This window comes from Bradyrhizobium nitroreducens, assembly GCF_002776695.1.
Lineage (GTDB): Bacteria > Pseudomonadota > Alphaproteobacteria > Rhizobiales > Xanthobacteraceae > Bradyrhizobium > Bradyrhizobium nitroreducens.
Genome location: NZ_LFJC01000003.1, coordinates 4,138,226 through 4,147,144, shown reverse-complemented (window position 1 = coordinate 4,147,144; position 8,919 = coordinate 4,138,226). Strand labels below are relative to the sequence as shown.

The 8,919-nt window shown below is 65.1% G+C and carries 9 protein-coding genes; 2 read left to right on the top strand and 7 right to left on the bottom strand.

Annotated features, from left to right (window positions below; translation table 11 throughout):
* Nucleotides 1–147: 147 nt before the first annotated feature.
* The 6 genes from TSA1_RS19930 to TSA1_RS19905 form a co-directional block, all read right to left on the bottom strand.
* Entirely contained in the window at nucleotides 148–1,236 is a 1,089-nt protein-coding gene (locus TSA1_RS19930; protein WP_100177839.1) for a TRAP transporter substrate-binding protein, read from the bottom strand.
* A 180-nt stretch (nucleotides 1,237–1,416) separates the two neighbouring features.
* The gene (locus TSA1_RS19925) at nucleotides 1,417–2,730 is read right to left on the bottom strand and encodes an NAD(P)H-dependent oxidoreductase (RefSeq protein ID WP_100177838.1); all 1,314 of its coding nucleotides are present in this window, start codon (nucleotides 2,728–2,730) and stop codon (nucleotides 1,417–1,419) included.
* Nucleotides 2,731–2,892: 162 nt separating this feature from the next.
* Nucleotides 2,893–3,693, bottom strand: coding sequence for a phytanoyl-CoA dioxygenase family protein (locus TSA1_RS19920; RefSeq protein WP_100177837.1), 801 nt, complete (start codon nucleotides 3,691–3,693; stop codon nucleotides 2,893–2,895).
* A gap of 139 nt (nucleotides 3,694–3,832) precedes the next feature.
* Nucleotides 3,833–4,507 (bottom strand): GntR family transcriptional regulator, encoded by a 675-nt coding sequence (locus tag TSA1_RS19915; RefSeq protein WP_100177836.1) that lies wholly within the window; start codon nucleotides 4,505–4,507, stop codon nucleotides 3,833–3,835.
* Between the two features lie 206 nt (nucleotides 4,508–4,713).
* Nucleotides 4,714–5,526, bottom strand: coding sequence for an alpha/beta fold hydrolase (locus TSA1_RS19910; RefSeq protein ID WP_100177835.1), 813 nt, complete (start codon nucleotides 5,524–5,526; stop codon nucleotides 4,714–4,716).
* Between the two features lie 3 nt (nucleotides 5,527–5,529).
* The gene (locus TSA1_RS19905) at nucleotides 5,530–6,348 is read right to left on the bottom strand and encodes an alpha/beta fold hydrolase (RefSeq protein WP_100177834.1); all 819 of its coding nucleotides are present in this window, start codon (nucleotides 6,346–6,348) and stop codon (nucleotides 5,530–5,532) included.
* 140 nt (nucleotides 6,349–6,488) lie between these two features.
* Here TSA1_RS19905 and TSA1_RS19900 point away from each other — a divergent pair, with 140 nt between their 5' ends.
* Both TSA1_RS19900 and TSA1_RS19895 read left to right on the top strand, forming a co-directional pair.
* Nucleotides 6,489–7,031, top strand: a complete 543-nt coding sequence (locus TSA1_RS19900) for a methylated-DNA--[protein]-cysteine S-methyltransferase (protein WP_100177833.1) — start codon at nucleotides 6,489–6,491, stop codon at nucleotides 7,029–7,031.
* Between the two features lie 249 nt (nucleotides 7,032–7,280).
* A complete protein-coding gene (locus TSA1_RS19895) occupies nucleotides 7,281–8,384 on the top strand; it encodes an ISAs1 family transposase (protein WP_100175217.1) in 1,104 nt (367 codons plus the stop codon).
* A 49-nt stretch (nucleotides 8,385–8,433) separates the two neighbouring features.
* Here TSA1_RS19895 and nikR read toward each other — a convergent pair whose 3' ends face one another.
* Nucleotides 8,434–8,880, bottom strand: a complete 447-nt coding sequence (nikR, locus tag TSA1_RS19890; protein ID WP_100181229.1) for a nickel-responsive transcriptional regulator NikR — start codon at nucleotides 8,878–8,880, stop codon at nucleotides 8,434–8,436.
* Nucleotides 8,881–8,919 lie beyond the last annotated feature (39 nt).

The window sequence follows — 8,919 nt, the reverse complement described above, 5'->3', positions numbered from 1 at the left end:
GGATTCGGAGCGGCATGGGCCCCGGCTCTGCAGCGCACCGTCGAAGGGACGCTGCGCTGCGTCCGGGGCACGAGCTTCTGGCTCAAGCAAAAGCCCCGGAGACATCTCCGGGGCTTTCGTCGTTCTGCATTGCGCAGCGCGTTGCAGCTACGTCCTTGTCCGCATCCGCATCATGAAGCTGTCGAAGCTGAGCTCGGCGACCTGCATCCAGGCCAGCGAGTCGGCGCGGTAGGCCGTCAGGCTCGCATACATCTTGCCGAAATGCGGATTGCTCTTGGCGAGATCGGCGTAGATCTCGTTGGCCGCGCCGTAACAGGCCTCGAGCACCTCTTGGGGGAAAGGCTTGAGGATCGCGCCGACCGACAGCAGGCGCTTCAGGGCAGGCGGGTTAACCGAATCGTACTTGCCCGTGACCCAGGTGAAGGTGTCCAGCGACGCCGCGCTGATGGCCGCCTGATAGTGCTTAGGCAGCGCGTTCCACTTGTCGAGGTTCATGATGTTGTGGCCTTGGCCGGTGCCTTCCCACCAGCCGGGATAGTAGTAATACTTTGCCACTTTCACGAAGCCGAGCTTCTCGTCGTCATACGGCCCGACCCATTCGGCCGCGTCGATCGTGCCCTTCTCCAGCGCAGGATAAATGTCGCCGGCGGCGATCTGCTGAGGCACCCCGCCGAGTTTTGCGATGATGGTGCCGGCGAAACCGCCGACGCGGAATTTCAGGCCCTTGAGATCGTCAACGGTCTTGATTTCCTTGCGGAACCAGCCACCCATCTGCGCTCCGGTCGAGCCTGTGGGAACGCCGACGGCATTATACTCCTTCAGGAGGTCGTTGATCATGTCCTGACCGCCGTTCCACAACAGCCAGGAAATGTGCTGGCGCGTGTTGAGACCGAACGGGAGCGAGGTGCCGAACGTGAATGCCGGGTTCTTGCCCCAATAGTAATAGAGCGCGGTGTTGCCCATCTCGACGGTGCCGTTGGCGACGGCGTCGAGCACCTGCAGGCCCGGCACGAGCTCCCCGGCAGCAAAGGGCTGGATCTGGAAACGATTGTCGGTGATCTCGGCAACGCGCTTGCAGAAATATTCGCAGCCGCCATAGAGCGTATCGAGTGATTTCGGCCAGCTTGCAGCCAACCGCCATTTCACCTCGGGCATCGATTGTGCAACGGCCGGGGCGGCAACGGCACTCGCGGCGAGGCCCAGCCCGCCCGCCGTCAGGAATTTACGACGTTCCATGTATTCCCTCCCTGTCATGTCCAGTCCTCGACGAGGGATCGCGATCTTGTCGTCGCTTTGTCTTCGCCGGTGGCCGACTTTTCTTGGCGTCCGAAATTCTGTGTTCCCGGATCGGGGGGAAGGATGGACCAAAGGGAGATGGCAAATCAAGCGCACTTTGGTTGCGCTATCGCCGCTCGTTCAATGCTGCGCTGCGAACGTAGCCTCCATGGCTTTCCGCGTCTTCACCGTCTCATTGCCGGCGTCGAACTCGACGTCGCTCCAGCGCACCACCGCGCCGTGCACGACGTCATGCTTCAGCTTCACGCGGTGAGCGAGGCCAATCGGCAGCGCGCCGGCCTTCAGGCTCGCGGCGGCCGGTACCAGCTTGCCCCACACCGTGTAGCCGCCTTCGCCGTCCAGCATCTCGCCCGCGCGCAGATTGCGCTTGGCGACCGCCGCGACGTCGCCGCGGAAGCCGCCGGCCTGGCCGGTGGGTTCGCCCCGCAGTGCGGCCGACAGCACCGAGATGTTCAGCTCCAGCCCGATCAGATGGTAGGGCTTGTACATCGCAGCATAGCGTCCGCTGCCGTCGGTCTTCAGGCCGTATTGTCTGAAGCAGTCGGCGGCGTAATCGTTCGGCGCCTCCAGCACGACATATACACCCCAGCGCAGGTCGCGGAATACGGGCCGTCCGTCGCGTTCGAGCGAGGACACCACCTCGACCACGCCCGGCCGCTCCAGCACGCCCCCATGCGAACGCGGCCGCATGATGTGCGGCAGATCGTCGACGCCGCAAGGCGGGAACAGCAGGCCGTCCGCGGGCACGTCGAGCGCGCAGGCATTGGCGATCGCGGCCATTTCGATCGCCGATTTGGTGCCGTCGAGAAACGAGTTGAACATCTGCGGATTCATGCCGGCCGACTGGGCTTCGCCCGCGGTCAGGCCGTAATGCTGCCAGACGCCGTCGGGCGTCACGTCGTGATAGGCCGGCAGATATTTCGTGCCCTTGCCGGCCGCGACGACGCGGAATCCCGTTGCGCGCGCCCAGTCGACCATCTCGGCGGTCAGCGCCGGCTGGTCGCCATAGGCCAGCGAATAGACCACGCCGGCTTTGCGCGCTTCCTCGGCGAGCAGCGGTCCTGCCAGCACGTCGGCTTCGACATTCACCATCACGATATGCTTGCCCGCGGCGATTGCGGCGCGCGCGTGCCTGATCCCCACGGCGGGATTCCCGGTCGCCTCCACCACCACGTCCATCGCGCCGCCGGCAATGGCGCGCGCGCCGTCATCGGTGAAGACCGTCGCGGCGATGTGCTCGGCGCTCCAGCCGACCGTGCGGCACGCCTCGCGCGCGCGCTCGCGGTCGATGTCGACGATGATGGGCACCTCCAGCCCCGGCGTGTGCGGCACCTGCGCCAGGAACATCGAGCCGAATTTGCCGGCGCCGATCAATGCGACACGGACCGGTCTGCCGGCGGCCGCACGGGCCTGGAGGAGGCGGAAGAGGTTCATGGTGGAATGTCCTGGTCATGATTGTGTCCCGGACGCGGTGCAGCACGTAGTGCTGCTCCGCAGAGCCGGGACCCAAAGAAAAGCTATCCGTGGGACGTGGGTCCCGGCTCTGCAGCGCATCGTCGAAGAGACGCTGCGCTGCGTCCGGGGCACGAGACCTGTTTACTCCGCCGCCTGCCTTGGCGCACGCGCAAGCCGCAGCAGCGCGTCGTCGTCCACGGTCTTGATCGGCGCAAAGTCGCGGTGGGCGATGTACTCCGGCCGCGTGGGGTTGCGAATGTAGTTCGAGACCGCGTTCAGCGTCAGATATACGATCTTGCGCGGGTAGGGCGTGATGTTACCGCTCGAGCCGTGCACCAGATTGCCGTGGAACATCAGCATGCCGCCGGGCTTGCCGGTCGGCGCGACGAGGCCGCCCTGCGCGACGAGGCGCGTCACGGTGGCCTCGTCCAAGGTCCATAGCGGATAGGATGTGGTGGCGAGGTCGTGCGAGGCTTCGAGATCGCCCGCGTTCTGGCTGCGCGGCACCAGCATCAGGGGGCCGTTGATCGGCATCACCTCGTCGAGGAAGATCGCGATGTTCATCGCCCGCGGCTCCGGCATGCCGTCGTCGCGCTTCCAGGTGCCGTAATCCTGGTGCCACTGCCAGACGTCGCCGGTGAAGGCCGATTTCGCGTTGATCTTGAACTGGTGCATGTAGACCGGCTCGCCGAACACCTGCTCGACCGGGTCGATCATGCGCGGATGTGCGCCGAGGATGCCGAACGCCTCGTTGTAGAGATGCGCGGCAAAGGCCGTGCGCGGCGCGCCGCTCTTCTCGCGCCAGACCTCCGGCCGGTTGGCGTCGTAGATGCCGACCGCCTCGCGCGCGAGCAGGTCGACCTCCTCCAGGGTGAACAGCTCGGGCAGGAACAGCCAGCCCTCGCGGTGGAAGAACTCCAATTGCTCCTGGGACAGTTTCATGGGTCGTCCTCCTGTTTGATTTTTGTTGTCATTCCGGGGCGATGCGCAGCATCGAGCCCGGAATCCATTTCTCCGCAGTCTCTGTCGCACGATGGATTCCGGGCTCGCGCGAAGTGGCGCGCCCCGGAATGACGGCGCGTTACGCCGCCGCCTCCGTCGCCCTCAATCTCTCCTCTGTCATCCGTCCCGCCGTCTGCGCGTGCGCCAATGCAGTGCGTTCGGCGGCCTTCGCGTTGCCAGCAAGAATGTGCGCGGCGATATCGGCATGCTCGGCCCAGGCGCTGCTGCGGTAGTCGAGCTCCGACAGCACCGTCGCCATCGAGCGCCGCATATGCGGCCATTGCGGCGCAATGGTCTCCTCGATCGCGGGATTGCCGGCGAGCTGATAGATCGCGCGGTGGAAATCGACATCGAGCGCGATGAGCTCGGCCAGCGTGGTCGTGCGGTCGATGTGGCCGCCGGCGGTCAGCGCCGCGTCGAGCCGCGCGCGTCCTGCGGCGTCGCTTGCGGCGCGCTCCGCGGCAAGCCGTGCGGCCAGCGCATCGATCGCGCCGCGCACCTCGTAGAGCTGGCGGATGCGTGCGGGATCGAGCTGGGTGACCTCGAAGCCGCGCTTGCCGCTCTCGGCGACGAGACCCTGCCGGTGCAACAGATGCAGCGCGTGCGACACCGGCTGGCGCGAGACGCCGAGCCTGTCGGCGAGTTCGTTCTGCCGGATGCGCTGCCCGGGCTGGAGCGTGCGGTCGGAGATCGCTTCCAGGATTCGCGCATAGACCTGGTCGATCAGATTCGGAAGCGGGTCGAGAGGGATCACGCCGGCAGCTCCGAAGAGATAAATGGGAATACGGAATTCCGTATTCGACGCTACGCTTCGGATGCAGGCCGCGTCAAGCGGTATCCGAGGGTGGAGCGAGAGGCCTTTTCAGGTCCGGTAAGTCAATGATTTCGCTGGGCCTTTCTACTGTGCATGGGGTTGTTTTCGCGAAAATTGGTTCAGCCCCCAGCACCACCAGAGGGTGGCTACTTCGCCAGGAACCTGTGCACCACCTCGCCGAACTCAAGCGGGTCCTGCTCGAACATCCAGTGGCCGGCATTCGGGATCACCGCCGTCTTGGCTCCCGCGATATGCTCGGCGAGCACGCGCCACATCACCGACAGGCTGCCCGTGGTGGCTCCGCCGCCGATCAGCAGCGTCGGCGTCCGGATCGCCTGCGCGTCGCTGAGCGTGTAAGGCCTGCGCTGCTCGTTGATCTGGCCGAGGAAGGTCAGCGCGTTGTCGCGCAGTTGCTGCTTGGCCGCCGCGGGCACGCGCCGCCAGGAGCCGTCGCCCTCGATGCCCTCGTAGAAATTCTGCAGCGCGCCTTCGAGGTCGCCGGCGCGGATCATCTCGACCGAGCGCGCCGTGCGCGCGGCGAGCGGCGGATGCGCGGGGGTGCCTTCGGGCACCGGCAGGGATGCGTCGAGATCGCCGCCGGGTTCGGCCAGCACCAGTTTCCGCAACAGCTCGGGCCGCGCCTGCGCCACGCGAAAGGCGATGTGGCCGCCGCGCGAATGACCCATCAGGTCGACGGGCGCGGGCTGGATCTGTTCGAGAAAGGCGATCACATCCGAGACGTGCTGCGCCATCTTGTAGTCGTCGCCGACGGCGTCCCAATGCTCGGGAAAGAAATGCCGCAGGCTGACCGAGATCACGCGATGGCTCTTCGACAGAGGACCGAGCACCGCATACCAGGTGCGGAAATCGCCGAGCGTGCCGTGCACGCAGACCAGCGGATGGCCCTCTCCGACTTCGAGATAGGCCATGTCGTAACCGTTGACGCGAAAGCTTTGCATTGGTCAGCTCGCCAGAAAATCCAGGACGACTTCGGAGTATTTCTGCGGCGCCTGCTCGAACATCGGATGCGTCGCGTTCGGGATCACAGCGGTCTTCGAGTAGGGCACATGCGCAGCGAGCGCATGCAGCACCTTCGGCAAGAGGCCCTTGGTCCGCGCGCCCAGGATGAACAGCGTCGGCATCTTGATCGCCTCCGCATCCGCCTTCGAGAACGGCGGACGGTTATCGCGGACCTGGCCGATCAGCGTCATGGCGTTGTCGCGCAGGTTCTGCTTCACCATCGCCGGCAGCCGCGGCCAGGTGCCGGCGCCTTCCAGCGTGTCGACGAAGACGGCGAGCCCGCCCTCGACGTCGCCGGCCGCGATCTTCTCGGCCGAGGCGGTGAAGCGCGCCAAGAGCGGCGAGGGGCCGCCGACATAATCGGGATCGAGGCTGGCATCGAGCTCGCCGCCGGGCTCGGCCAGGACCAGCCGGCGCAGCAGATCGGGGCGCGCTTGCGCGACGCGAAAACAGACGTGCCCGCCGCGGGAATGGCCCATCAGGTCGACGGGGCCGAGGTCGAGCTTGTCGATGAAGGCGATGACGTCCTGGACGTGCTGCGCAATCGAATAGGTGTTGCCGACCCCGTCCCATCTCTCCGGAAAGAAGTGCCGAAGGCTGACGGCGACCACCCGATGCCGCTGCGACAGCGGGCCGAGCACGCAGCCCCAGACACGGAAGTCGTTGAGGGAGCCGTGCACGCAGACCAGCGGCGGCCGGCCCCGGTCTTCGCCCACGTCGAGATAGGGCATGTCGTAACCGTTGACGTGGAGGCTTTGCATTCAAGGCTCGCAATAAGGGGGAGGCGGAACTCCTGTGCAAGATTCCCGGAAACCGGGTGGATCGCAACTATTTCCAAGCCTAGATTGCGGCCGAGATCACATTGGGGGCATGCGACAAGGACGCAAGCGGGAAACACGCTATGACCGACCAGCATTTTGCCCTGTTCGACACCAGGATCGGCCTTTGCGGCATCGCCTGGGGGCCGCGCGGCATCAACGGCACGCAATTGCCGATGGGTGGCGAAGAGAAAATCCGCACCCGCATCAGCCAGCGCCACACCGAGGCCACCGAGGCCGAACCCACCCCTGAGGTGCAGCACGCGATTGACCGCATGACAAAGCTGCTCGCGGGCGAGCCTGATGACCTCACCGATATCGAGCTCGATCTCGACGGCGTGCCCGAGTTCAACCGCGGCGTCTACGCGATCGCCCGCGCGATTCCGCCGGGCAAGACCATCACCTACGGCGACATCGCCAAGCAGCTCGGCGGCGTCCAGCTGTCGCGCGATGTCGGCCAGGCGCTCGGCCGCAACCCGTGCCCGATCGTCGTGCCCTGCCACCGCGTGCTCGGGGCCGGCAACAAGCCCGGCGGCTTTTCCGCGAACGGCGGCGTGGTGACCAAGCTGAAGATGCTGGAGATCGAAGGCGCGCTGGTGAACCACACGCCGAGCTTGTTTGATTGAGGCTCTCTTACCCTCCCCTGGAGGGGGAGGGTCGATCGCGCGTAGCGCGAGCGGGGTGGGGTGATCTCTCCACTCGGGCAGTGTTTCGCGTGGAGAGATCACCCCACCCCGCTGCGCATTTCGCTTCGCTGCATGCACAGCGACCCTCCCCCTCCAGGGCAGGGGAATCGCATGTGGTTTTGAGGGTGGTATTGCGCGGTCCAGCGATATGGATTCTGAAGAGGACTCCCGATTCGGCGTGGGGGTCCTATGCGCAAGATTCGCAGTATCTTCAGTACGTTGCCCGATCCGCGTGCACCCAACGCACTGCACGACCTGCTGGATCTCATCGTCATCGCGCTGGCAACGGTGTTGTGCGGAGGACAGGGCGCGACGGATATGGAGGTGTTCGCGTCGTCCAAGGAAAAGCTGTTGCGGCAATTCCTTCGGTTGGAGCACGGAATCCCCAGTCACGATACGTTCAGCCGGGTCTTCAACGCGCTCGATCCGGGGGCTTTCGAACAAGCCTTCCGAAGCTTTATGGCAGCATTCGCAGAGGCCAACGGGATCAAGCTCACCGGCGTGGTGGCAGTCGATGGCAAAGCTGTTCGAGGAGCCTACGAACGCGGTCGCAGCGCCACGCCACTGCACATGGTCAATGTCTTTGCGACCGAAGCCCGCATGGCCCTGGCTGCATGCAAGGCGCCAGGCCGCAACGAGGCCCAAGGTGCCCTGGATGTGCTGCAAATGCTTTCGCTCGAAGGCTGCATCGTCACTGCCGACGCCCTGCATTGCAATCGTCCCTTCGCCAAGAAGGTGCTCGAGCGTGGCGCCCACTACGTGCTGGCTCTCAAGGAAAATCAAAGCAAACTGTTCGCGGAGGTCGAGCGCTGCTTTGCCCGCTCGGGCAAGCGCAGCGTGGCTCAACGACGCGAGCCGAGCACGCACGATCGATGCGAATCCCGGCGCGCCACCGTCATGCGCAACATCAGTCTGGGTACGACAAACCGCTTTCCCGGAGTGGCGGCCGTGGCTCGCATCACTTCGCGCCGACGACTGCATGGCAAACCCGCCGGCAAGCCGTCCGTGCGATATTACTTGTTGTCCAAATACCTGCCCGCAAGACGATTGTTGCAGGTCGTCCGAGGCCATTGGAGCATCGAGAATCAGTTGCACTGGGTGCTCGATGTCGTCTTTGGCGAAGACGCTTGCCGAACCAGAAAAAACAACGGCCCCGAGAACTTCGCGATCTTGCGGCGAGCTGCAATCAATCTCATTCGAGCCCACCCCGCCCGCATCTCCATGCGACAGAAGGTCAAACGAGCAGGCTGGGAAGACGAATTCCTTCTCAGCCTTATCGGTCACATGCGATAGCCCTGCCCTCCAGGGGAGGGTAAGATCCGCTACGCGCGCCTAGAGTAGCCTACCCGTGCCGGTGCCCGTGCTTCCGCGCCTTCGCCGGCTTGCCGTCCCCCGTCGGGATCATCACCACGCGCCCGTAGCGCACGCCGCGCTCTGCGATGATGTGGTCGGCGAAATGCTTGACCTCGTCGGCCGAGCCGCGCAGCGCCGTCATCTCCATGCAATTGTCGTCGTCGAGGTGGACGTGCAGGGTCGCCAGCGCGAGATCGTGGTGGCCGTGGAATTCCTGCACCAGTCGTTTCGACAGATCGCGCGCGGCGTGGTCGTAGACATAGACGAGGCCGGCGACGCATTGCCCGGTCTGCGCGGTGTCCTCGGTGGACTGCTGAAGCCCGGCGCGGGCGAGGTCGCGGATGATCTCGGAGCGGTTCTGGTAGCCGCGTGCTTCCGCCGCCGCGTCGATCTCCGCCAGGAGATCGTCCTCGATCGTGATCGTAATTCGCTGCATCGGGTCCTCTCCGCCCATATCGCCGAATGGCTGTTTTAC